Source organism: Arthrobacter sp. B1I2 (assembly GCF_030816485.1).
Classification (GTDB): Bacteria; Actinomycetota; Actinomycetes; order Actinomycetales; family Micrococcaceae; genus Arthrobacter.
On record NZ_JAUSYC010000001.1, the window covers coordinates 312,849 to 334,790 of the forward strand.

At 67.1% G+C, this 21,942-nt stretch carries 19 protein-coding genes, 1 pseudogene and 1 riboswitch; of the genes and pseudogenes, 10 read left to right on the top strand and 10 right to left on the bottom strand.

The genetic code is table 11. The features are described 5' to 3' along the window. Nucleotides 1–15 precede the first annotated feature (15 nt). From QFZ57_RS01375 to QFZ57_RS01385, 3 genes and pseudogenes are all read left to right on the top strand, one after another. Nucleotides 16–739 (top strand): annotated as a pseudogene (locus QFZ57_RS01375) (ABC transporter ATP-binding protein). Then, the gene (locus QFZ57_RS01380; RefSeq protein WP_306897402.1) at nucleotides 736–2,772 is read left to right on the top strand and encodes a YhgE/Pip domain-containing protein; all 2,037 of its coding nucleotides are present in this window, start codon (nucleotides 736–738) and stop codon (nucleotides 2,770–2,772) included. The pseudogene QFZ57_RS01375 and the gene QFZ57_RS01380 overlap by 4 nt, the downstream one beginning before the upstream one ends. Beyond that, complete coding sequence (locus QFZ57_RS01385; protein ID WP_306897404.1) at nucleotides 2,769–3,413, top strand: TetR/AcrR family transcriptional regulator; 645 nt, start codon at nucleotides 2,769–2,771, stop codon at nucleotides 3,411–3,413. Before QFZ57_RS01380 ends, QFZ57_RS01385 begins: the two co-directional genes overlap by 4 nt. Nucleotides 3,414–3,984: 571 nt before the next feature. Here QFZ57_RS01385 and QFZ57_RS01390 read toward each other — a convergent pair. Beyond that, the gene (locus QFZ57_RS01390; RefSeq protein ID WP_306897406.1) at nucleotides 3,985–4,989 is read right to left on the bottom strand and encodes an EamA family transporter; all 1,005 of its coding nucleotides are present in this window, start codon (nucleotides 4,987–4,989) and stop codon (nucleotides 3,985–3,987) included. Nucleotides 4,990–5,061: 72 nt separating this feature from the next. Here QFZ57_RS01390 and QFZ57_RS01395 point away from each other — a divergent pair, with 72 nt between their 5' ends. After that, nucleotides 5,062–5,985, top strand: a complete 924-nt coding sequence (locus QFZ57_RS01395; protein WP_306897408.1) for a LysR family transcriptional regulator — start codon at nucleotides 5,062–5,064, stop codon at nucleotides 5,983–5,985. Here QFZ57_RS01395 and QFZ57_RS01400 read toward each other — a convergent pair. Together QFZ57_RS01400 and QFZ57_RS01405 are read right to left on the bottom strand one after the other, a co-directional pair. Next, nucleotides 5,954–6,481, bottom strand: a complete 528-nt coding sequence (locus tag QFZ57_RS01400) for a SixA phosphatase family protein (RefSeq protein WP_306628703.1) — start codon at nucleotides 6,479–6,481, stop codon at nucleotides 5,954–5,956. The genes QFZ57_RS01395 and QFZ57_RS01400 overlap by 32 nt on opposite strands. A gap of 358 nt (nucleotides 6,482–6,839) precedes the next feature. Beyond that, a complete protein-coding gene (locus tag QFZ57_RS01405) occupies nucleotides 6,840–7,706 on the bottom strand; it encodes a winged helix-turn-helix domain-containing protein (RefSeq protein WP_306628704.1) in 867 nt (288 codons plus the stop codon). A gap of 785 nt (nucleotides 7,707–8,491) precedes the next feature. Here QFZ57_RS01405 and QFZ57_RS01410 point away from each other — a divergent pair. The 5 genes from QFZ57_RS01410 (at nucleotide 8,492) to QFZ57_RS01430 (ending at nucleotide 15,295) form a co-directional block, all read left to right on the top strand. After that, nucleotides 8,492–9,232, top strand: a complete 741-nt coding sequence (locus QFZ57_RS01410) for a response regulator transcription factor (protein WP_306628705.1) — start codon at nucleotides 8,492–8,494, stop codon at nucleotides 9,230–9,232. Between the two features lie 13 nt (nucleotides 9,233–9,245). Continuing rightward, complete coding sequence (locus QFZ57_RS01415) at nucleotides 9,246–10,736, top strand: sensor histidine kinase (RefSeq protein ID WP_306897413.1); 1,491 nt, start codon at nucleotides 9,246–9,248, stop codon at nucleotides 10,734–10,736. An 88-nt stretch (nucleotides 10,737–10,824) separates the two neighbouring features. Next, nucleotides 10,825–12,156: a bifunctional glycosyltransferase family 2/GtrA family protein gene (locus QFZ57_RS01420; RefSeq protein WP_306897415.1), complete on the top strand. Its 1,332-nt coding sequence runs from the start codon at nucleotides 10,825–10,827 to the stop codon at nucleotides 12,154–12,156. Beyond that, the gene (locus tag QFZ57_RS01425) at nucleotides 12,153–14,255 is read left to right on the top strand and encodes an ArnT family glycosyltransferase (RefSeq protein WP_306897417.1); all 2,103 of its coding nucleotides are present in this window, start codon (nucleotides 12,153–12,155) and stop codon (nucleotides 14,253–14,255) included. The genes QFZ57_RS01420 and QFZ57_RS01425 overlap by 4 nt, the downstream gene beginning before the upstream one ends. 160 nt (nucleotides 14,256–14,415) lie before the next feature. Then, nucleotides 14,416–14,570, top strand: a riboswitch (cyclic di-AMP (ydaO/yuaA leader). A 5-nt stretch (nucleotides 14,571–14,575) separates the two neighbouring features. Next, on the top strand, nucleotides 14,576–15,295 hold the full coding sequence (locus QFZ57_RS01430; protein WP_306897419.1) for a hypothetical protein: 720 nt from the start codon (nucleotides 14,576–14,578) through the stop codon (nucleotides 15,293–15,295). Between the two features lie 77 nt (nucleotides 15,296–15,372). Here QFZ57_RS01430 and QFZ57_RS01435 read toward each other — a convergent pair whose 3' ends face one another. Genes QFZ57_RS01435 through QFZ57_RS01445 form a run of 3 tightly spaced genes read right to left on the bottom strand, consistent with a single transcriptional unit; the run spans nucleotide 15,373 to nucleotide 17,258 of the window. Beyond that, nucleotides 15,373–15,762 (bottom strand): glyoxalase superfamily protein, encoded by a 390-nt coding sequence (locus tag QFZ57_RS01435; protein ID WP_306628709.1) that lies wholly within the window; start codon nucleotides 15,760–15,762, stop codon nucleotides 15,373–15,375. A gap of 44 nt (nucleotides 15,763–15,806) precedes the next feature. Beyond that, nucleotides 15,807–16,442: a uracil phosphoribosyltransferase gene (upp, locus tag QFZ57_RS01440; RefSeq protein WP_043451999.1), complete on the bottom strand. Its 636-nt coding sequence runs from the start codon at nucleotides 16,440–16,442 to the stop codon at nucleotides 15,807–15,809. Nucleotides 16,443–16,454: 12 nt separating this feature from the next. Beyond that, the gene (locus QFZ57_RS01445) at nucleotides 16,455–17,258 is read right to left on the bottom strand and encodes a phosphatase PAP2 family protein (protein ID WP_306897424.1); all 804 of its coding nucleotides are present in this window, start codon (nucleotides 17,256–17,258) and stop codon (nucleotides 16,455–16,457) included. A 55-nt stretch (nucleotides 17,259–17,313) separates the two neighbouring features. On the opposite strand from QFZ57_RS01445, the gene QFZ57_RS01450 reads away from it, so the two are divergent. Next, nucleotides 17,314–17,820: a nucleoside deaminase gene (locus QFZ57_RS01450; RefSeq protein WP_306628711.1), complete on the top strand. Its 507-nt coding sequence runs from the start codon at nucleotides 17,314–17,316 to the stop codon at nucleotides 17,818–17,820. Here QFZ57_RS01450 and QFZ57_RS01455 read toward each other — a convergent pair. The 4 genes from QFZ57_RS01455 to QFZ57_RS01470 form a co-directional block, all read right to left on the bottom strand. Then, nucleotides 17,817–18,917, bottom strand: a complete 1,101-nt coding sequence (locus QFZ57_RS01455) for a glycosyltransferase family 4 protein (protein WP_306897426.1) — start codon at nucleotides 18,915–18,917, stop codon at nucleotides 17,817–17,819. The genes QFZ57_RS01450 and QFZ57_RS01455 overlap by 4 nt on opposite strands. 2 nt (nucleotides 18,918–18,919) lie before the next feature. Next, a complete protein-coding gene (locus tag QFZ57_RS01460; RefSeq protein ID WP_306897427.1) occupies nucleotides 18,920–19,315 on the bottom strand; it encodes a 6-pyruvoyl trahydropterin synthase family protein in 396 nt (131 codons plus the stop codon). 4 nt (nucleotides 19,316–19,319) lie between these two features. After that, complete coding sequence (locus QFZ57_RS01465) at nucleotides 19,320–20,360, bottom strand: zinc-dependent alcohol dehydrogenase (protein WP_306628714.1); 1,041 nt, start codon at nucleotides 20,358–20,360, stop codon at nucleotides 19,320–19,322. 74 nt (nucleotides 20,361–20,434) lie between these two features. Continuing rightward, entirely contained in the window at nucleotides 20,435–21,904 is a 1,470-nt protein-coding gene (locus QFZ57_RS01470) for an HNH endonuclease signature motif containing protein (protein ID WP_306897430.1), read from the bottom strand. Between the last annotated feature and the right edge of the window lie 38 nt (nucleotides 21,905–21,942).

Genomic DNA, 21,942 nt, shown 5'->3' on the forward strand with positions numbered 1-21,942 from the left:
TGTGAAAGGCAAGCTTTGCTCTCAGCACACCAGCTCCAAGCCAAAGGACGCCGGGACCCGCTGCTTCCGCCAACCTCGCTGGCCGTGGGCCTCGGCGAACTGCTGCTCGTTACCGGCGACCGCCAGGACCAGCGCACCGCCTTGTCCTCTCCTGCTCAGCGGGCGGATGAAGGCGGCGGCCGGCCAGCTCAGCTGGGACGGGAACTCCCGGACCAAGCAGCTCCGCCTGGCCGCGTCCCTGGTGGACTCCCCCGGCGTCAACGAGCCCGAGGAGCACCTCAGTGTCCGCGACCTGGTGACCGAGGACCTGGCCCTGATACCGCGCCGCTACCGGGGGGCACTGCTCAGCGGCCCGTGGCTCAAGGTCAACCGCTTCGAGGACATCGCGGCCCTGTGGACGGAGCAGCTGGAACCCCAGCGGCGGCTTGAACTGCTGACGGCGCTGGCCCTTGCCAACCCCCGCACGGACCTGCTGGTGGTGGATTCCCCGGACCGGCACAGCGCCGATGAACTCACCTGGCTGCCGCGCCTCCGCGAGTTGGCGTACGACGCCGGGCGGCCGCTCGCCGTCGTTGCGGCAGTCAGTGCCGTCCCGGCGTCGTGGGACGGGCCGGTTGCCGTGATCGGCAACGCCGCGCCCGAACCCGCCCCCAATGCCCCGGCCGGCAAGCACTCCGCGGCGGCCGTACCTGCCCCCGAAGACCAGGAAACCACACTCGAAACCGAGGTTGCCAAGTGACTGTCCTGCGGCTGGCCCGCTCCGAACTCAAGCGCATGACCGGCGGGCTGCTGCCCAAGCTGACCATCCTGGCGCTGACCATGGTCCCGCTGCTTTACGGCGCGGTGTACCTCTACGCGAACTGGGACCCGTACGGGCACCTCAACAACCTGGACGCCGCCCTGGTGGTGGAGGACACCGGCGCCACCACTGCCGACGGCACCCGGCTGGAGGCCGGGACGAAGGTGGCGGACAGCCTGGTTGAAGGCAATGTGTTCCACTGGGTGCCGGTGGCCAGCTCAACGGAAGCCGATGCCGGGGTCAGCAGCGGGCAGTACGCCTTCGCGCTGAAGATCCCCAAGGACTTCTCGGCAAATCTGGTCTCCCCCGGCAGCTTCGACTCCGCCAGCCAGGCCATGTTGAACGTGACCACCAACGATGCGAACAACTACCTCCTGAGCACGATCGTGGACAAGCTGACCACGGCCGTGCACACCACTGTCGCCAAGGAGGTGGGCGAGGAAACCGCCAACCAGCTGCTCACCGGCTTCGGTACCATCCACTCCAAGATGGTGCAGGCTGCGGACGGGGCGTCCCGACTGGCCGATGGCGTGGCCACGCTCAGGGACGGAACGGTCACCCTCCATGAGGGGACCTCGGCCTTGAGCAGCGGGACGGACCAGTTGTACGCCGGCCAGCTGAAGCTGAGGGACGGCGCCAACCAGCTGACCGACGGCGCGGGGCAGCTCAGCAGCGGACTGTCAGTCCTTAAGGACAAGACGGCCACCCTGCCCACAGATACCCAGACACTCGCTTCCGGCGCCGCCCAGGTGGCCGCCGGGAACGCACAGCTGAACGCCAAGGTCCAGGACGTCGCGGCCCAGCTGGAAGCAGCGGACCAGGGGCTCCGCTCCCGTGTGGTGGAGTCCAACAGCAGGCTCGTAGCCTCGGGCGTCCTGACCCAGGAGCAGGCGGACAAGGTCCTGGCGGATTTCGACGCCGCCGCTGCCTCCAGCCCCGTAACAGCCGCCAAGAGCCGGATCCAGACGGACGCGGCCCAGGTCCAGCAGCTCGCCGATGGCTCCGAAGCCGTCAGTGTCGGCGCCGCCCGGCTGGCGGCCGGGATGCCCGCACTGAAGGACGCCATCGGGCAGGCCTCGGCAGGGGCTGACCAGCTGCACACCGGCGCCGCCGCGCTGGCAGCCGGTGAGCAGTCCGCCGTCGACGGCGCCGCCGGCCTTGCAGATGGAGCACACAAGGTGGATGCCGGCGCGGCCCAGGTCTCCGACGGCGCAGGCCAGGCCGCAACCGGCTCCCGCACGCTCGCCGACGAGATCGGAAAGGGCGCCGGCCAGGTCCCCAATCCAGACGACGCCCAGAAGAGCAACCTGTCGCAGGTTATGGCTGATCCCGTGGCGGTCAGCAATGTGTCGCAGGCCAAGGCCGGATCCTACGGCGCCGGGCTGGCGCCGTTCTTCCTCACACTGGCCATGTGGATCGGGATCTTCATGCTGGTCCAGGCCATGCGCCCCATCACGCAGCGGGCGCTGGCCTCCAACGCGCCGTCGTGGAAGATCGCGCTTGGCGGCTGGCTGCCCTTCCTGCTGGTCTCGGCGGTGCAGGCATCCCTGCTGACCCTGGTGGTGGATATGGCGCTGGGCCTTAACCCGGCGCACCCGGTCCTGATGTGGTTGTTCATGCTGGCCGCCGCCATGGCGTTCAGCGCGCTCATCCAGGGCGTGGTGGCGCTGCTGGGCTCGCCAGGCAAGCTGGTGGTGCTCATCCTGCTGGTGTTGCAGCTGGTGTCATCCGGCGGCACGTTCCCGTGGCAGACCACCCCGCAGCCGCTGCATGTGGTGCACCAGGTCCTGCCCATGGGGTACGTCGTGACCGGGATGCGGCACCTGATTTACGGTGGGGACCTGTCCATGATCGTCCCCACCCTGGTGGGCCTGCTGGGCTACACCCTGCTGGGCGCGGTTCTGTCTACCCTGGCGGTGCGCAAGAACAAATACTGGACCCTCAAGACGCTGAAACCGGAGATCGCGGTATGACCAGCGAACCCACGGCCGCGGCCAAAGGGCTTCGGCCCGCCCGGACCAATGCCACCCGCCAAAAACTCTTCGATGCCTCCATGGAGCTGATCGGCGAGCGCGGGGCGGCCGGCGTCACGGTGGACGAGATCGCCGCTGCGGCCGGGGTCTCCAAGGGCACCGTCTACTACAACTTCGGCAGCAAATCCGAGCTGATCGCGCAGCTGCTGCGGCACGGCGTGGACATCCTCAAGGCACGGCTGCTCGAGGCCGCCGATGTGGCGGGCACGGGCGACCCGTTGCTGGCCATGGAGGCGATGATCGGCCAGGCGATGGACTTCATGGCCGAATACCCCTCCTTCGCGCGCCTGTGGGTCAGCGAGAACTGGCGGATCCCCAGTGAGTGGCAGGGCACGTTCGCAGTCCTGCGCGGGGAGCTCCTGGAAGTGATCGGCCAGGCCGTGGAAAGGGTGGCCAAGGCCTACCCGGTGGACGACTCGGTGTCCAGGGGAAGCCTGGAGACGGCCATTTTCGGTGCCTGTTTCGTGGTGGGCCTTGACCGGCAGACGTACAACCCGGAGCGCACCCGTGACCAAAGTGTTGCTGCAATCATGGCCATCATGCGCGGCTACGTCCTCAAGGAGCGTACTCCTCGGGGATGATGGGGCATATGCGCCATACGGGGAAGAGCGGAAAGTTCGCGGTCGTCTGCGGTGTCGTCGCTGCGGGACTGCTGGTGCTCACGGCGATGACCCTCGCCGAGCCTGTCTTCCTGGCGTTCCTGGGCGCCCTCGGGCTGGCCTACCTCGCCGCGCTTGCCGAGATCCTGGTCAGGCGGAGGCGGTTTGCCCTGCTGGCCGCAGGCGCCGGGACTGCACTCGCCCTCGGCTTTTCCCTGGCGTTCCTCAGCACGTGGGAGCTGGCCTTCGGCGGGCAGTCCTCCTTCCTGGGCACGCCGCTCCCCACTGACGACCCCGACAACTATTTCCTGGGCGCCGCCTGCGCGCTGGCAGCCACCTTCGGGATCCTCTTCCTCGGTGCCTTGTGGCCGGGAAGGGGAAGGACGACGGCGGTCCACAGGCCTTCCTCCGCACGACGCGGGAGTCCTCAGGCAGCGCGTGCGGCCGCGCGGGGAGTTGCGAACGGGCAGGGCAGGGCAGCAACACAACGCCCCCGTCCCCCGATTGCCCCCCGGGCTGCCGCCGGGCCCGCTGGCAACCAAGCCGCTGCCCCTCAGCGGGCCTCCGTCACCCGCACCCCGCCCGGCGCCTCTCCGGCGGGAGCCAAGCGGCCGCCGTCGTCCGCTTCATCTTCAGCCAAGGCGGCACCCAGGTCCGGCAGCGGCTCCGCCTCCCGCCGCTGACGCCGCCTGCCTCCCCCGGTGAGCACCGCCGTCGCCACGCCGCCGAGGAGGAGCAGCCCGCCGGCCAGCTCCGTTGGCGACGGCACCTCCGCGAGGACCAGCCAGGCAGCGCTCATGCCCACCACCGGGACCAGCAAGGTGAACGGAACAACGGCCGACGACGGGTGGCTGGCCAGGAGCCGGTTCCAGATTCCGTAGCCCACCAGTGATGCGAAGACGGCGGTATACAGGGCGCTGAGCATGGTTGGGGCCTGAAGATTGGACAGCGAGTTCCACACGTTATCCGGCCCGTCCACCACCACCGACAACGCTCCCAGCGGGAGTGGCACTACGGCGCCTGACCAGACCACCAAGCCCAGTCCTGAGGCAGCCCTTGCCTTCCGGGCGATCACGTTTCCGGCCGCCCACGACAGTGCCGCCGCCAGGACAATGACCAGCGGCAGGAGCGGCGCCACGGCGCTTCGTCCCACCGCCACGAGGGCGAGCCCAGCGACGGCCAACCCAACACCAGCCAGCTGGCGTCCGCTGGGCCGCTCCCCCAGGAATCCTACGGCGAGCAGGACAGTCAGCAGCACCTGCGCCTGAAGGACCAGCGATGCAAGACCTGCCGGCATGCCGAGCGCCATGGCGAGGTAAAGAAGGCCAAACTGGCCCGCACTCATGAAAAGTCCGACGCCGATGATGGCTTTCCAGGACACGTCCGGTTTCCTGACAAAGAAGATCCAGGGGACAACCACCAGGACGAAGCGCATCGCGACGAACAACAGCGGGGGAAAGTCCTGGCCGCCGGCATGGAGCCCGATGTCGATGGCGACAAAGTTCAGGCCCCACAACAAGGCCACGAGTACGGCAAGGAGGGAATCGCGGAGGGTCACGCTCCTACTTTGGCAGAGGAACCAATGAAGTACCAGCGGCGGATTCAGCATTCGATCATGTAGGTTTGCTTCATGATTGATATTGGGTCGTTGCGCGCCCTCGCCGCCATTGAGCAGCACGGCACAGTCATTGCCGCCGCGGAAGCCATGCGGTTCAGCCCGTCAGCCGTCTCCCAACAGGTGAAGAAGCTGGAAAAGGAGACAGGCTTCGCCGTCCTGGAACGCCGGGGCCGCGGGGTTCTGCTCACCGAGCGCGGCCTGGCCCTGGCGGCCTACGGCCGGCGCATCCTGGCGGAGCTTGAGGAGCTGGAGTCCACGCTGCTGGCGGATCCGGCCAAGCCCAGCGGCAGCCTCCGTGTGGTTTCGTTTTCCACTGCCTGCCGGGGGCTGGTGGGTCCGTTGCTGGCACGGATTGCGCAGTCGGGGGCGGCGCTTGAGATTTCCGTCCTGGCGGAGGATCCCCGCGAGGCCGTGGCACGGGTCGCCAACGGCGAAGCCGACCTTGGCCTGGTGCATAACTGGAACTCCGTGCCACTGGTGATCCCGGAGCACCTGACACTGGAGTGGCTGTGCGAGGACGTGGCGGACGTCCTGGTCCACCGCAGCCATCCGCTGGCGCAGCGGCCCGACGTTGAGCCTGCACAACTTGTCGACGAGCGCTGGATCAGCACCCCGGCGGGAGCGATCTGCAATGAAGCCCTCCTGCGGATTTTCGCCGACCTTGGGCGGGTCCCGGATATCAGGGTTTACGACCCCGATTTTGCGACGCATATCGCGTTGGTGGAGCAGGGAGTGGCAATTGCGCTCGTACCCCGCCTGGGACGGCCGGCGCTGCCTCCGGATGTCATTGCCGTTCCGGTGGTCAACCCTGTCCAGGCGCGGCAGGTGGGGCTTGTCCATCGCAGGACCATGACGGCCAGCCCCGGCATCAGGCACACCGCGGCACTGCTGCGCGAAATTGCAGCTAGTGGGCGCGGGGAACCGCAAACCTCGTGATCCGCGCATCCTGCCCGTCGAGTTCCGCCCACGGCTTCTCCGTCTCCAGGACGGTGAGCGCATTGGTGGGAAAGCGGGTGGCGGCGTCCATGTAGGCGTCGTGGTCCGAATCCCGCGAGGCGAGGTGCATCGCGAGGTCCTGCACGCCGGGCAGGTGCGCGATCAGCATCAGCGTGGTGACAGTGTCCGGCACGTGGTTGACCACGGTGAGCATCCGGAGGGCAGAGGCTGCGTAAAGGCCATTTTCCAGCTTGGGTGTGGGGGCTTTGTCGCCGAGTTCGGAGCAGACCCAGGTGCAGGTCTGCCGGGTGCGCAGGGCGCTGGAGCACAGGATGAAGTCGGGGACGATGTTGTGCTTGAGCAGCCAGCGGCCGGCCAGCGGCGCTTCCCGGTGTCCGCGCTCCTCCAGTGGCCGCTCATGGTCGGCCACCCCGCCGGGCCAGTCAGCCTTGGCGTGGCGCATGATCACAAGGCGTCGAACATGGTGCGAACTCATGGCCCAAGCCTAGCGCCAGCAAAAGCACCAGGAAGCGCCACCGGCGGCCGTCACGCCAGGCACGCTTTGCGCAACCGCGAAGAACAGAATCGGCCGAATCCAAGGCCCAGCCACAGAACAACAGCTCAAAGCGTGCCCACAGTGACGCCAAGGACTCCCCAGCCGCGGAGGCACAGTGCACGGAGAGGCCCGGATGCGCAAGGAGGCATTTCGGTCAGGAGGTCGCTGCAGCGTAGCGGCACATCCCGAAAGCGCCGTTGTTGCGTGAGGAACGAGCGCAGGCGCAGAGGGATCGTGCCGCGAAAGCGAAAGCGACCGGCTCCCACCGGAGCAGGTCGCTTTCGGGCGGAAGTTAGACCTAGATCGAGTACTCCGGAGCGGCCCAGACAACAACCTCCGGGTGCTCGTAGAACCGGTAACCCTGGCCGCGGACGGTGCGCACGGTGTTGGCGAGGCGGCCCAGCTTGGAGCGGAGGCGGCGGATGTGGACGTCGATGGTGCGCTCGTTGGGCACTTCTTCGGCGTTGCGCCACAGGCCTTCGAGGAGCTCGTCGCGGCCCACGGTGCGGGTGCCGTTTTCGACGAGGTAGTTGAGGAGCTCGAACTCCTTGAAGGTGAGGTTCAGGGATTCGCCATCGAGGTGGACTTCGCGGCGGGCGAGGTCGATGAGCACGCCGGAGGGTCGCGGTTCCTGTGGCTGGGCAGGGCGGGTGCCTTCGTTGCGCTGGCGGGAGTTCACGGTGGGGTCGCCGAAGGTGGAACGGACGACGTCGAGCGCGGAACCGGGGGTGCCGGCGGGGGCTACTGCCACCGCAGCGTAGCTCTCGGCACCGGAGACCAGTGACTGGGCGTACGCGCGGATTTCCTGCGCGAGTTTGGCGATGGAGGTTCCGGCCGCCGCCGCGGTCTCCTCGTCAATGCCCATGTAGAGGACGAACCCGCGGGCCACGTTCTCGTTGGCTACCGGACGGACCTGGTTTGGCCCGGCCACAACAGGGGTAGGGGCGGTAACAGGCGCGGACTCTGCGGGGTGCACGGCGCGAAGCTGGCCGTAAGAGTTGGGGTTGTATCCCTGCGGGGCGAAACCCTGGCCGGGGAAGCTGCTTCCGGAGGTGGATGGAGCGAGCGACGGACGCGGACCGAAACCGGGCCGGAGGCCGGACGGCTGTCCTGCCTTGGCGGCGTTACGGACTGAGATGTGGACGTATCCGGATGCAACTGACATTTTTGCTTACCTCAATGTGAAATGGCCGTCTTGGCGGCTCGAATGCTGGCTTCCCCGTCACGCGGACCGGGGAGGGGCGCCCGACGCTGGGCTTGGGGGCGACGAATGCCTAGGAACTTCGGCGGGTGGGAAGGTCAGGCGTGCATTCGACAACAGCGCATGTCGGCAGCAGCGGATGTGCTGGGCCAATATTCTGCGGCTGCAGGTGCTGTTGAGTTCTTGTTCACATTGGAAGTGTGCAGCGTAACAATGCGAACTTGCAAGTAACAATGGACCCGGCCGTCCGCATTGTGAGACGAAACGCCGAATTGTGCCGCAGATCACTATTTCGGAAGACGCAGAGAATATCGATGCTTATCCGGAGAGGCACCTTCTATTGGACCGTTTATAGAATATTCTTCGGTCCATCGCTTTCTGAACGAATCCCGCTGAAATTCAATCGCTTGACATAGAATCGGCCGGACAATGGGGTCCACTGTCCAGCCGATTTTCTTCTTCCCGCTGATTTTCCGCTGACCTCTGGTCCTGACGTGCCTTAAACCAGGGGCACCATTGCTCGGCTGTGCGTCGGCTGCTGCGGCCAAGCGCTGCCGGCTGCCATTGGGTGTGCCTCACGAAGAGCCGGCCGGCCCATGTGATCCCCGCTTCCTTCGGCGGGACTGACCTGGCCGGCGGCGCATGGGCAGGCAGCACTTGGCGCAGCCCCAGGTGGCTAGGCTGGAGCTCACAGCTGGAACACAGCAAGGGCAAAGCAGCGGCAAACCGACAGATCGGAGAGTTGTCCCATGGCATCCCCGCACTCCATGACCAACAACCTTCCCCAGCTCACCCACCCGGACGGTTCCCCGATCCGTGCCCTGGTGGTGGATGACGAGCCGAGTCTTTCCGAGCTGATGAGCATGGGCCTGCGGATGGCGGGGTGGTCCGTGGCTGTGGCAGCGGACGGACCCACTGCCGTCAAGCTCGCCAAGGACTTCCATCCCGATGTCCTCGTGCTGGATGTCATGCTGCCCGGGTTCGACGGCGTGGAGCTGCTGGGCAGGATCCGCGCCTTTGCGCCGGAGGTGCCTGCGCTCTTCCTGACGGCGAAGGACGACGTCCAGGACCGGATCGTGGGACTGGCTGCCGGCGGGGACGACTACGTCACCAAGCCCTTCAGCATGGAGGAAGTCCTGCTGCGCCTGCACCGCCTGGTGCAGCGTTCCGGGGTGGCCGCCATGGACACCGCCGAACTGGTGGTGGGCGACCTGGTGCTCAACGTGGACACCCGCGAAGTCACCCGTGCCGGCGAAGGGATCCAGCTGACGGCAACACAGTTTGAGCTCCTCCGCTACCTGATGGAAAACCCCAAGCGAGTTGTGAGCAAGGCCCAGATCCTGGATCACGTGTGGAACTACGACTTCGGGGGCCAGGCGAACATCGTGGAGCTCTACATTTCCTACCTGCGCAAGAAGATCGAAGCCAACCATCCGCCGATGATCCATACCGTGCGCGGAGCGGGCTACGTCATCAAGCCCGCAGACTAGCCAAAGGAAACGCGTGTCTCTTTCCGGTGTCCCCCGGCCAACAGGCCGCTCCTGGTTCAACCCCGCCACGTGGCACCTCCGTACCCGCTTAATCCTGCTGTCCATGGCGCTTTTGGTGGCAATCTCCAGTGCGATCGGCGTGGTCAGCTACGCCTCCATGGATGTGGTCCTCACCAACCAGCTGGACGCACAGCTGGCCCTGGCGTCCCGCGGCAGGCCGCCGGAAGGCAACCCCTCAGGGCGGCCCGACCCCCTCGATGCGCGTGGCCAGAGTGTGGGAACGCTCAACGCCAGGGTGGTGGGTGGCCAGGTCAGCCGGGAAGCAGGATTCCTTTCCTCTGACGCCACCCGCACGGCCCTGACTTCTTCGGATGTTGCTACTCTCCAGGCACTCCCCCGCAATGGCATACCGTTGGACCGCAAGCTGTCCAACGGCGACTACCGGGTCATGGCCACCACGACCCCCTACGGCGACGTGGTGATTACAGGCCTGCCGCTGGCAACGAAACAGAGCACAGAGGCCTCACTGGTGCTCACGATGGTGCTTGTATCGCTGGGCGGCCTGGTCCTGATCGGGCTGGCCGGCACCGCATTGATCCGCCGGACCATGCGGCCGCTGGAACAGCTGTCCGACGTCGCCACCAAGGTGTCCAAGCTGCCCCTCGACGCCGGCGAGGTGGCGCTCGCCGTGCGCGTTCCACCGTCCGCAGCGCATCCCACTACGGAGGTGGGCAGCGTGGGCCATGCCCTGAACCTGATGCTGGACAACGTCTCCAGCGCGCTGGAGGCCCGGCAGCGCAGTGAGATGAAGGTGCGCCAGTTTGTCGCGGACGCCTCTCATGAGCTCAGGACGCCGCTGACCGCCATCCGCGGGTACACCGAGTTGATGCGCATGACCGAAACCTTCACCGAGGACGGCCGGAAGTCGCTGGGGAGGGTGCAAAGCCAGTCGGAGCGCATGACCGCGCTGGTGGAGGACCTGCTGCTGCTGGCCCGGCTGGACGAGGGCAAAGCAACCGAAACCACGGATGTGGACCTTACCCAGCTGGTGGTCGAAACCGTCAGTGACGAAAAGGTCATGGCACCGGACCACGTCTGGCAGCTGCAGTTGCCCGATGAACCCCTCACGGTCCGGGGGGACACCGCCCAGCTCCACCAGGTGCTGGCCAACCTGCTTTCCAACGCCCGGAAGCACACACCGGCCGGCACTACGGTGACCACCGGCGTGATGCGCTCGGCCGACGGGAGCGTGGTGGTCACGGTCACCGACGACGGGCCCGGCATCCCCGCCGAATTCCAGGGCAGCATCTTTTCGCGCTTCACCCGGGCGGACGCCGCGCGCTCCGGTTCCGCAGGCTCCGGCTCCGAAGGCTCGTCCGGCCTGGGCCTTTCCATCGTGGACTCCATCGTGGCGGCCCATGGCGGCACCGTGGAACTGGTCTCCCGACCGGGCAGGACCGAGTTTGCCGTCCGCCTTCCAGCAGCGGGCCCCGCCACGTCCTGACACTTCAAAATCCGGCCAACAACATTTGCACAGGCACGTCACAGGTTGTGCCTAAAGCCCTCAAATCCGGCGGCGCCAACCTTGATTCATGACGCTCACCGACTCCACTTCAGGAACCCTGCCGGAAGTCGCGGCGCCACCGGGATCCCGGGGGCGTGCCGTACGGCGCGCGCCCGTGGACACGCGCACCACCGTCCCGGTCCTGGATGTCACCCTCCCCGTCTTCAATGAGGAACGCGACCTTGAGGAATGCCTCCGCCGACTCCACGGACACCTGCTCGATGCGTTCCCGCACAGCTTCCGGATCACCGTGGCGGACAACGCCAGCACGGACGGGACCCTGAAGATCGCCGAACGGCTGGCCCGGGAGTTCCCCGAGCTCGCGGTGGTCCACCTTGACGAGAAGGGCCGCGGCAACGCGCTGCGCAAGGTGTGGCTGGCCTCCCCCTCGCCGGTCCTGGCCTACATGGACGTGGACCTTTCCACGGACCTCGCTGCCCTGCCCCCACTGCTGGCGCCCCTGATTTCCGGGCACTCGGACCTGGCCATCGGCACGCGGCTGACCCGTGGCTCCCGTGTCGTCCGCGGGCCAAAACGGGAGTTCATCTCACGCAGCTACAACCTGATGCTTCACTCCTTCATGGGTGCACGGTTCAGTGACGCCCAGTGCGGGTTCAAGGCCATCCGCGCCGATGTCGCCCGGCAGATCCTCCCCTACACCGTGGACAACTCCTGGTTCTTTGACACCGAGCTCCTGGTCCTCGCCGAACGCTGCGGCCTCCGCGTCCACGAGGTCCCCGTCGACTGGATCGACGATCCCGATTCCAGCGTGGATGTGGTGCGCACGGCACTGGCCGACGTCCGGGGAATGACCCGGCTCACCCGCGACCTGGTCTACGGCCGCATCCCGGTACCGGAGCTGCGCGCGGCACTGGCACGGGGTCCGCTTCCGGCGTCGTCGCGGGCCGGCGAACAAACGCGCGGCAGCAGCCTCTTCGGCCAGCTGGTCCGGTTCGCCGCCATCGGCGCGGCCTCAACCCTGGCCTATCTGCTGATCTTCGTGTCCTGCCGGGGTTTCATGGATCCGCAGCCAGCCAACTTCCTGGCGCTGCTGATCACGGCAGTGGCCAACACGGGCGCCAACAGGCGCTTCACGTTCGGCATCCAGGGCGGCAACCCGGTCCGGCACCACTTCGAGGGGTTGATCGTGTTCGGCATCGGCCTTGCACTCACCTCGGGCGCACTGGCGTTGGTGCACCGGACGACGACGCCTGACCGGTGGGTGGAAGTCCTCACCGTTGTGGCGGCGAACTTTGCGGCCACGGCGGTGCGGTTCCTGCTGTTCCGGCTGTGGGTGTTCCGGGAGCGCAGCAGCAGGACCACGAAAGACGCCACTTCGACAGAAACGGCAGCATCATGACCTCCACCGTCTCCCCGACGGGCGCCGGCTCAGGAGCCGACCAGCAGCCGTCGCCATCCGGCTACGCTGTGTCCTCCCCCAGCGCCGTTGAGCCCACATCCCGGTGGACCCGCTACGCCTTCGGCGACCAGCCCCGCTGGGTGCGGCCTTCGGCCGCCGGGCTGCTGGTGGCCACGGCGGTCCTGTACCTGTGGAACCTGGCAGCAACAGGCTACGGAAACTCGTTCTATGCCGCGGCCATCCAGGCCGGCACGAAGGACTGGACGGCGTTCCTCTTCGGATCGCTCGACGCCGGCAACGCCATCACCGTCGACAAGCCGCCGGCGGCACTCTGGATCCCCGCCCTCGCAGGCCGCATTTTCGGTTTCTCGCCACTGAGCATGCTGGTCCCGGAGGCACTCATGGGAGTAGCCGCCGTCGGACTCCTCTACCTAACCGTCAAACGCGTCTCCGGGCCGGCCGCGGGCCTGCTGGCCGGCGGCGCCCTGGCGCTGACGCCGGTGGCTGCACTCATGTTCAAGTTCAACAACCCCGACGCCATGCTCACCCTGTGCCTGGTGCTCGCGGCCTACTTCACCACCCGCGCCATGGAGCAGGCGGGCTGGAAGTGGCTTGCTGCTGCCGGCGCAGTGATTGGCCTGGCGTTCCTCACCAAAATGCTGCAGGGCTTCCTGGTTGTTCCGGCGCTGGGCCTGGCCTACCTGTGGGCGGCGCCCACGTCGCTGGGGCGCAGGCTGCTGCACTTGCTGGGCGCCCTGGCCGGAATCGTCGTTGTGGCCGGCAGCTATATCGCGCTTTTCCAGCTGACGCCGGCCTCGGAACGGCCGTACATGGCCGGGTCCAGCACCAACAGTTTCCTGGAACTGACCTTCGGCTACAACGGGCTGGCCAGGATCACTGGTTCCGGCGAGGGCATGCCCGGCGGCACCGGGGGTGCTGACGGGGGCCCCGGCGGTGCTTTCGGCGGCGGCAACACCGGATTCGGAGGTGCGGCCGGCCTGCTGCGGGTGTTCGGGACGAGTTTTGGCGGAGAGGTGTCCTGGCTCTTGCCTGCTGCCCTGTTCCTGCTGGTGGCAGGCCTGTGGTTTACCCGCCGGGAAGTCAGAACTTCCCCAAGTCGTGCTGCGCTGATCCTGTGGGGCGGCTGGCTGCTGGTCACAGCGGGCGTCTTCAGTTTCATGAGCGGCATCGTCCACCCCTACTACTCGGTGGCCCTGGCACCGGCGATCGCAGCGTTGGTGGGTGTCGGCGCAGTGCGACTTTGGCGCGGACGGGCCTACTGGCCGGCCCGGATTGTCCTGGCCGTGGCCGTTCTGGGAACCTCCGCCTGGTCGGCGGTCCTCCTGAACCGCGACGCATCGTGGCTCCCCTGGCTGCGCGTCGCCATCGTCGTCCTTGGTGTCCTCGCGGCCGCCGCAGTCCTCCTCCGCCTGGACTCGGTGGGCGCCTCCGGACGGTTCCGGCGGGCCGGCGCGGCCGCCGTCGTCGTCGTCGTATCCCTCCTGGCCGGAGGACTTGGGCCAGGAGCCTGGACCCTCGCCACTGCCGCCGCCGCGCACTCGGGCTCCATTCCGACGTCGGGGCCCGCGGGTTCGTCCGCGGGCGGCTTCGGCAACCGTGTCGCCGGGTTCGGCGGCAACCGGACCGATGGCAGGGATGCCGCCACCGACGCGGCTGCCGGAGCTGACGGTCTTGATCCAGCCAACGGCCCAGGCGTCGGTCCCGGGGGTGGCGACGGGGCGGGTGGCCTTGGTGGTCCGGGCGACCCGGCCGAAGGAACCGCCGATGCCGCGGTGGCTGCACTGCTGAAGGCCACCACCACAAAGTGGTCCGCCATCGTCTCCGGCGCCAGCCAGGCAGCCAGCCTGGAACTAGCGACGAATACCAACGTCATCGCCCTCGGCGGCTGGAATGGCGGGGATCCGTACCCCACGCTCGCCGAGTTCCAGGGCATGGTGGCCAGGGGCCAGATCAGTTACTTCATTGCAGGCGGCGGCGGCATGGGCAGCCGGGGCAACTCCGCGGTGGCTGCCTGGGTGCAGGCCAACTTTCAGGCCCAGACCGTCGGCAACTCCACCGTCTACCAACTCACCAAGTAGGACGTACCGAACCAACCGCACCCATTCCCGCAATTCGACGCGCGCACCATCGTGACTTCCGTTACCTAAATGTGACTTTGGCGCGGTCTTCCTGTACCGTCGATTGGGTGCGGTCCCCGTTCGGGCCGCATATCCCGGGTTGACGCCAAGCTCTGCCGCTTCCCCTGGGATTCCGATTGAGCAACGGCAGAGGCGGGGGACCCACCGTCCCGGGCGACTGAACGCCCTTGGGGTTAAGCCAATACGTGATCTTTCCGTATGGCCGGATGCCCTCATCCGAACCCGACAGCTAACTCCGCAGGTGTGAGAGGCGATCAATCATGTCCAAAAACACGGCAGAAGCACGTCTGCTGCAGGCCAAGGCTAAACACCGGGCCACGCAGCAGGCCAAGAAAACCACCCTGGGCCGCCGCGCGGCCGTCCTTGCAGCATCCTGTGCGGTGCTGTTGGGGGTAGGCGCGGCAGGACAGGCCACCAGCAGCATGACCCCGGCGTTGTCCACCGGGTCCAACTCTTCCGCTGCAGCGTCCGACGCGCAAATGAGCATCGAGAAGAGCGAGATCCGCTCCAACCCGGCAGCGACCCCCGCACCCGCTGCCATCAGCGTGGCACCCCAGGCAGCCGAACCGGCCCCCGCAGCAGCGCCGCAGGCCCCCGCAGCCGAAGCGCCGGCGCCGGCCCCCGCGCCCGAGCCGGCCCCCGCGCCCGAGCCGGCCCCCGCCGTCGCGGTTAACGATCCGGCCGGCGCACAGGCCTACGCTGCCAGCCAACTGGCGACCTTTGGCTGGGGACCGGAGCAGATGCAGTGCCTGCAGACCCTGTGGACCAAGGAGTCCGACTGGACCACCACGGCCACCAACTCCAGCAGCGGGGCGTACGGCATCGTCCAGTCCCTGCCTGCGGAGAAGATGGCCAGCGCCGGCGCCGATTACCTGACCAACTACCGGACGCAGATCAACTGGGGCCTGGACTACATCAAGAAGAGCTACCAATCCCCGTGCGGTGCCCTGGACTTCCACCTGGCACACAACTGGTACTAAGCACCACCACGGCAGCCAACCCCAGCGCCGTTACCAAAGCCGCGGGCCGCATCACTTGATGCGGCCCGCGGCTTTCGTTAACCGGCGCCCTGCCCGTCGCTCCGCCACGGGATGTACTGGACAGACCACTTGTTTCCGTCCGGATCGGCGAAGTAGACGAAGTGGCCCCAGTCCTGCACGTCCACATCGCTGACATCCACGCCGTTGTTCTTCAGATGGTCATGCGCGGCTTTGATGTCGTTGACCACCAGTTGCAGGTTGGATCCCGTGCCGGGAGGGGCATCGGTAAGTCCTTCGCCAATGCAGATGGAGCAGGCCGAACCTGGCGGCGTCAGCTGCACAAAGCGGATGGAGTCCGAGGGCCGCTCGTCGAAATCGGCGTTAAAGCCCACCTTGTTGACGTAGAAGTCTTTGGCACGGTCAACGTCGGATACGGGGACAAAGACAAGTTCGAGTTTCCAGTCCATCCGGACAGGCTAACGGCGGGATCTGTGGATAAAAAGGGTGAAACCTACCCTGCGATGCCGTAGAGCCGGTCGCCGGCGTCGCCCAGGCCCGGGACGATGTAGGACTTCTCGTTGAGCTTCTCGTCAATGGAGGCCAGGACAATATGCACGTTGGCCCCTGACAGCTCCTCCTCCAGCCTGGCCAGGCCCTCGGGGGCGGCCAGCAGGCAGATGCAGGTGACGTCGGACGCGCCGCGCTTGAAGAGGAACTTGATGGCCTCGCGCAGGGTACCTCCGGTGGCCAGCATGGGGTCCAGGACGAACACCTGGCGGCCGGTCAGGTCCTCCGGAAGGCGCTCCGCGTACGTGATGATGTCGAGTGTCTCCTCGTCCCGGGCCATGCCCAGGAAACCCACTTCAGCGGTGGGAACCAGCTTGGTCATGCCCTCGAGCATGCCCAGGCCCGCACGCAGGATGGGTACCACCAGCGGGGTGGGCTTGGTGAAGGCAGTACCGATGGTGGTGCTGACCGGCGTCTCGATGGTGACGGGCTCCGTGCGGACCTCCCGCGTGGCTTCGTAGGCCAGCAAGGTCACCAGTTCTTCCGTCAGCTGGCGGAAGACCGGCGACGGCGTGTTCTTGTCCCGCAGGACGGTGAGCTTGTGGGCGACCAGGGGGTGGTCAACAACGAGAGTGCGCATCCCCCAAAACTATCATCCGGCGCTGTCCTTCCCACGTCCGGAGGGCCCGCCGTCGTGCACTTCCTCGGCCACCACGTCGCGGATTATCGGACGGTCGAACGACGGCGCTGCGCCGGCGTGCTCGCGCCTGCGGACCAGGTGGAACAGCCGGTGGGCCAGAATCACCACACCCACCCAGGTGAGGCCCAGCAACCACCCCGCCATGACATCCGTGAGCCAATGGTGGCCCAGGAATACCCGGCTGAGGCCCATGGCGATGATGAAGATCGCACCGGCCGTAATGGCCGTGACGCGGACCCGCATTGTGTAGAACTGGAGGCAGATGAGGTACACCACCAGGCTGATCACCACGGTGGTGTTCAAGGTGTGGCCGCTGGGGAAGGATGGCGTGTCCTCGTAAGGCGGAACGGCGTCCGCGTGGTCCGGACGGGTACGGCCCACCAGCTTCTTGCCGAAGGTGGTGGCCGAGACGGAGGCTGCCGCAGCGCCGCCGATGAGGACCAGAGGGCGCCAGTTCCGGCTAAGGAAGGTCAACCACGCCGTGAGGACGCTGGCGAGGATGGGCATTCCAATGCCGCCGCCGATGTTCGTGAAGCCGGTGGCGAACGCGTCGAGTCCAGGACTGCGCACGCTTTCGGCAAAGGCCAGGGCGGGCTTGTCCAGGTTGGCCAGCCCCGCAGAGTCCACCACGTCGTCATAGACCTCGGCCCCGAGCAGCGCAAGGGACACGATGACCACACCGCCCACCAGAATGGTGAGTATCAGCGCCGCGTACGGTTTGAACCAAATACTTAAACGGTCCCGAAGAGTGTCCATGGTGCCTCCCGGCATCGGTAAGTAACCTGAGTAACCCCGAAACTATCATTGAGCCATGCCGTTGCCCGAAAAGATACACGACGCCTGGATGGGCCTTGCCCTGGCGGAGGCCCGTCGGGCGCTCGCCACCGAGGACGTGCCCATCGGCGCCGTGGTGATAGGGCCCGACGGCGACGTGCTGGGTTCCGGCCGCAACCAGCGGGAGGAATTGGGAGACCCCACCGCCCACGCCGAGGTCGTGGCCATCAGGGAAGCGGCCGGGCGACTGCAGGAACGGGCACGGCTCGACGGCGGCCGGGGAGACGGATGGCGGTTGTCCGACTGCACCTTGGTGGTCACCCTGGAACCCTGTGCCATGTGTGCCGGCGCGATCGTCCTGGCCCGGATCCCCCGGGTGGTGTTTGGGGCCTGGGACGAGAAGGCGGGCGCCGCCGGATCGGTCTTCGACATCCTGCGCGAGCGCCGGCTCAATCACTGGGTTGAGGTGTATCCCGGGGTCCGCGAGGAAGAGTGCGCCTTGCTGCTGCGCGAGTTTTTCGCCGCCCACCGGAGCATCCTTTAGTTCTGCTGCTCCGCTTGTTCGTCGCCTCCCAACAGCGCCAGCACCCTCTGCGCGGTGCTATTCCAGCCCGGCAGCCTCGTCCGCGCATCCAGCGCTGCTGTCCGCCAGCTTTCCCGGGTCCCTTCGTCCACCAGCCACCGGCGCAGGGCATCGGCCAGCCGGCCAGGACTCTCCTGTCCCCCGGCGGGAAGGGGAAGCGCTGCCCCGGGAAGGCGGGGGTCGCCGTCGGCCGTTGCCAGTCCAGCCATACCAAGCGCTTCCACTGCCCCTGTCCCTTCGCGAACCAGTACCGGGATGCCGTGGGCCAGGGACTCGGTGACGGCCATGCCGAAGGCCTCGGCCCGGGATACCAGGAGGCTGAGGTCTGCCCGTGCCCATTCAGCTTCCAGTGCTTCTCCTGCGAGTTCACCGGTCAGCCGCACCCGATCCTCCAGACCATTGACCGTGACAGCAGACCGGACCTCCTGTGCGTAGCCCGGGTCTGCCTTGTCAGAGCCCACGAAGGACGCAGTCCATGGGAGGTCCTGGACCCGGGCGAGTGCCTCCACGGCCAGCAACTGGTCCTTGTTGGGCAGGAGCGCAGCCACGAATACCAGATGCGGAGGTTGGGAACCCGTGGCTTGAGGCGCCGTTTCTACGCCGGGGAGGGCGACATTGGCCTGTGGAAGCCCCCGTTGCACCAGGGCAGTTGCCGCCCAGGTGCTGGTGCAGATCAGGCCCGTTGCCGCCCGGAGGGCCCGGGCTTCGCGTTTCAAGGCTGCAGCCCCGGAACTTTCTGCAACAGGCATATGCACCAGGACCCATGTTTGCTGCCCTGCCTTTGCCGCGAACTCCAGTTCATCCGGGGCACCAACCGCAACCAGCCCGTCCACCACGGCCACTGATCGCCCGGTGACCGCATCCGGTTCCCATGCTCCCAGAAGGGTACCCAGCCGGCGTCGTTCCTTGGCGCCGCCGTCCGGCCAGTTGCCCTCCACAGCGATCACTTCCACCTCGGCGCCGAGTGCCTGCAGACCGGCAACCAGGCGGGCGTTGTAGACGTTGCCGCCGGAGCTGTGGCGGATGTTGCCGGGAACCAGCAGCCGGATGGGGCGCATGGCTAGGCGGTGAGGTCCAGGGAATAGGTGGCCCAGGCGTCCGGATTTTCGCGCAAGGTGACGTCGATTCCTGCGAGTTCGCGGCCGTCGTCGTTGTCCTTGATCTGGGCTGCGACTTTCTGGGCGATGTATTCGGCGAGGGCCTCGGTGGTGGTGAGCTTGCCTGCGAAGTCCGGGTGCTCGTCCAGGTTGCGGTAGTTCAGGCCGGCGAGGACTTCCTCGAGGATGGTCCCGGCGGCACCAATGTCCAGGACGATCGCGTCGTCGTTCAGGGCGCGACGGCGGAAAGATACTTCCGCAACGAAGGTTGCCCCGTGGAGGCCCTGGGCGGGACCAAATGCCTCACGGGGAAGGCTGTGGGCAATCATGAAGTGGCGGCGGATGGTCAGGCTGAACATGGGTTTACCTCAAGTCTTCCGGGTTGTTGGTGGCTGGGCTGGCTGCGGGACTGCTGCCCGGGTACTCGACGACGTGGCACAGGGCTGCCAGGCTGCCGTCCGCCAGGCTCTGGACAACATCTGGCAAGTCCTCGAACCGGGATGATCCGGTCAGGAATGCATCGAAGACGGGGTCCTTGAGCAGCGACACGGCGAGGTCCAGGCGGTCGGCATTGGTGCGTCGGTGGCGGCGGGCACGTGCCACCATGCCCACCTGGCTCGCCCTGATGGACAGCCGCCTCGCGTGGAAGTCCTCCCCCAGCGGCACGGTGACCTCACGGTTGGCATACCAGGACATCTCGATGACGTCGCCTTCATCGCCGACGAGCTGCAGGCTTCGCTCCAGGCCTTCCTGTGATGCCGAGCAGTGGAACACGATGTCGCAGTCGGCCAGGGCCTCATCCGGCTGTGCGAATTCCACACCCAGGGTGTCCGCCAGCTGCTTCCTGCCGGGATCAAGGTCCACCAGCTGCAGGCGCTGCAGCGGAAAGGTGCGCAGCAGCGTGGCCACCATGCCGCCCACCAGGCCGGCGCCCACCACGGCAATCCGGTCGCCCAGTCGCGGACCGCCTTCCCACAGGGCATTGACTGCTGTTTCCACTGTGCCGGTGAGGACCGCGCGCCGGGATGGAACGTCGTCGGGAATCCTGGTCAAGGAGTCCACCGGGACCACGTACAGGTCCTGGTGGGGGTTCAGGCAAAAGACACGCTGGCCCTTCCACTCGTCCGGCCCTTCCTCCACCACCCCGACGGACAGGTACCCGAATTTCACAGGCCCGGGGAACTTACCCTCCTGGTGCGGGGCCCGCATCTCTTCTGCGACCCGCGGCGGCACGGCCCCTGCATGGACCACCATTTCGGTGCCCTTGCTGATGCCGGAGTACAGGGCGCGGACCAGAGCTTCGCCGGGCCCCGGGGCGGGCACCTCTTCGGCCCGGAGCTCGCCGTGTTCCTTGGCAGTGGTCCAGTATGCGGTTGCATGGATCGGAGTCTCTGAATTTGTCATCTTGCTGATGAATCTAGCCGGACGCGCGTGGACGGGGAAAGTCCGACGGCGGGTGGCGGGGTTTCGTGGCGCGTTCACGAGGCGAGGTGCTGAAGGAGTGCTTCTTCGAGGAGGCTTCGTGCGCCGGGCAGGGACCTGGGTGGCCAGTGGGTTGGTTCCCAGTCCTGGTGTTCGCTTGTGTAGTGCCGCCCGGTGGGTGAGATCCAGCCGGGTGGTTCGTTCTTGCTGGCCGGGGTGGGTGTCCAGCCGGTGGTGTGCCGGAGTCTGTGGTGCTTGGGGCAGGGTTGTCCCAGGTTCGAGATCCCGGTGGTCCCGCCGCGGTGCCAGGCGAGAATGTGGTCGGCGTCGTTGTCCAGGGAGTTGTTGCTGCAGCCGGGGAACGGGCACTTGCCATCCCGCATCCGCAGCCACGCCCGCATCGCGCCCGTGACCCGGTAGCTTTTCCGGCCGATCTCCAGCGGCGCCCCGTCCCGCGGGTCCACCAGCACCCGGTGGAACGACCCCGCCCCGTCCGCCACCAGCGCCCGCGCCATCGACGGCGGGATCGGACCGAACCCATCCAGCACCGCCGGTTCATCCGTCAACCCCAGCAGGGAAAACACCGGAACCGTAACCAGCACCTGGGCCCGGACCGGCGACGACGGGTAATCCTGCCCGGCACCGGCGGTGGCGCCGCTTCCACCGGGCCCGGCACCGGCAGGGGCAGCGGTGCTGCTGGTACCGCTTCCGTGGGTGGTGCCGCTGCTGAGAAGCGCTGCAGAGAAATTATCCGCCCGGAGTTGGGGCATGGTGCGGGGTTCATCGGGGCCTTGCAGGCCGCGGGCGATAGCGGTGAGCCGGTTCCAGCCGGCCAGGGCCTGGTCCGCGGGCAGGTACGCCGAGAGCCAGGCCATCCCGTCCTGGTCCGGCCGGCACTCCACCCGCCGGTCCGCGAGTCCTTTGGCGTGGCGCTTTTCGATGCTCCCGGCGTGATGGCGTTCCCGCCAGGTCCGGGCCTTGGCCCTGAACCGGTGCGCCGGCATCTCCCCCACCGGGCACCCCCGCGCAGGATCCGCAGCGTCCGGGTCCAAAAAGTGCGCCTCCAACGCCGCCGCCCCGGCCGGATCCAGGCCCGCGGCCTCATCGGCCATGACCACCGCGTGCTGCCACGACAGGTCCCCGGCAAACAAGGCAGCCAGGGTCCGCGGCAAACCGGACATCAGGGCATGGGAGGTGGCCAGAAACGAACCCGCAGCCCGCGGACCAAGAGCCAACACACACCCGATCTCCGCCGCGACCGCCATCTCCTGCGCCACCACCGGCACATCCGGTCCCGCAACAGCAAAAGCAGTCTCCGCGTACTTCACCGCAGCCTTCGCCTTCAACCCCGCGAACCCCGCCTCCACCTGCCGCGCACCGGCAAGAATATCCAGGCACCCATCCGCCAACCCCGCCAACGGATCAGCCTCCGAAAACCCCTCACCCGCCCCGTCCGCCTCCGCATTCAACACAGCAAGAGCAGCACGGATATCCCCAAACGCCTTCACCACCGCCGCTTTCCCCATAAACACATCATCGAGGGAGGGTCTGACATTTTGGATCT

Coding starts and splice junctions, on each gene's coding strand:
- QFZ57_RS01385 (WP_306897404.1), top strand. CDS start 2,769: ATGACCAGCGAACCCACGGCCGCGGCCAAAGGGCTTCGGCCCGCCCGG.
- QFZ57_RS01395 (WP_306897408.1), top strand. CDS start 5,062: ATGATTGATATTGGGTCGTTGCGCGCCCTCGCCGCCATTGAGCAGCAC.
- QFZ57_RS01400 (WP_306628703.1), bottom strand. CDS start 6,481: ATGAGTTCGCACCATGTTCGACGCCTTGTGATCATGCGCCACGCCAAG.
- QFZ57_RS01405 (WP_306628704.1), bottom strand. CDS start 7,706: ATGTCAGTTGCATCCGGATACGTCCACATCTCAGTCCGTAACGCCGCC.
- QFZ57_RS01410 (WP_306628705.1), top strand. CDS start 8,492: ATGGCATCCCCGCACTCCATGACCAACAACCTTCCCCAGCTCACCCAC.
- QFZ57_RS01420 (WP_306897415.1), top strand. CDS start 10,825: ATGACGCTCACCGACTCCACTTCAGGAACCCTGCCGGAAGTCGCGGCG.
- QFZ57_RS01425 (WP_306897417.1), top strand. CDS start 12,153: ATGACCTCCACCGTCTCCCCGACGGGCGCCGGCTCAGGAGCCGACCAG.
- QFZ57_RS01430 (WP_306897419.1), top strand. CDS start 14,576: ATGTCCAAAAACACGGCAGAAGCACGTCTGCTGCAGGCCAAGGCTAAA.
- QFZ57_RS01435 (WP_306628709.1), bottom strand. CDS start 15,762: ATGGACTGGAAACTCGAACTTGTCTTTGTCCCCGTATCCGACGTTGAC.
- upp (WP_043451999.1), bottom strand. CDS start 16,442: ATGCGCACTCTCGTTGTTGACCACCCCCTGGTCGCCCACAAGCTCACC.
- QFZ57_RS01445 (WP_306897424.1), bottom strand. CDS start 17,258: ATGGACACTCTTCGGGACCGTTTAAGTATTTGGTTCAAACCGTACGCG.
- QFZ57_RS01450 (WP_306628711.1), top strand. CDS start 17,314: ATGCCGTTGCCCGAAAAGATACACGACGCCTGGATGGGCCTTGCCCTG.
- QFZ57_RS01455 (WP_306897426.1), bottom strand. CDS start 18,917: ATGCGCCCCATCCGGCTGCTGGTTCCCGGCAACATCCGCCACAGCTCC.
- QFZ57_RS01460 (WP_306897427.1), bottom strand. CDS start 19,315: ATGTTCAGCCTGACCATCCGCCGCCACTTCATGATTGCCCACAGCCTT.
- QFZ57_RS01465 (WP_306628714.1), bottom strand. CDS start 20,360: ATGACAAATTCAGAGACTCCGATCCATGCAACCGCATACTGGACCACT.
- QFZ57_RS01470 (WP_306897430.1), bottom strand. CDS start 21,904: ATGGGGAAAGCGGCGGTGGTGAAGGCGTTTGGGGATATCCGTGCTGCT.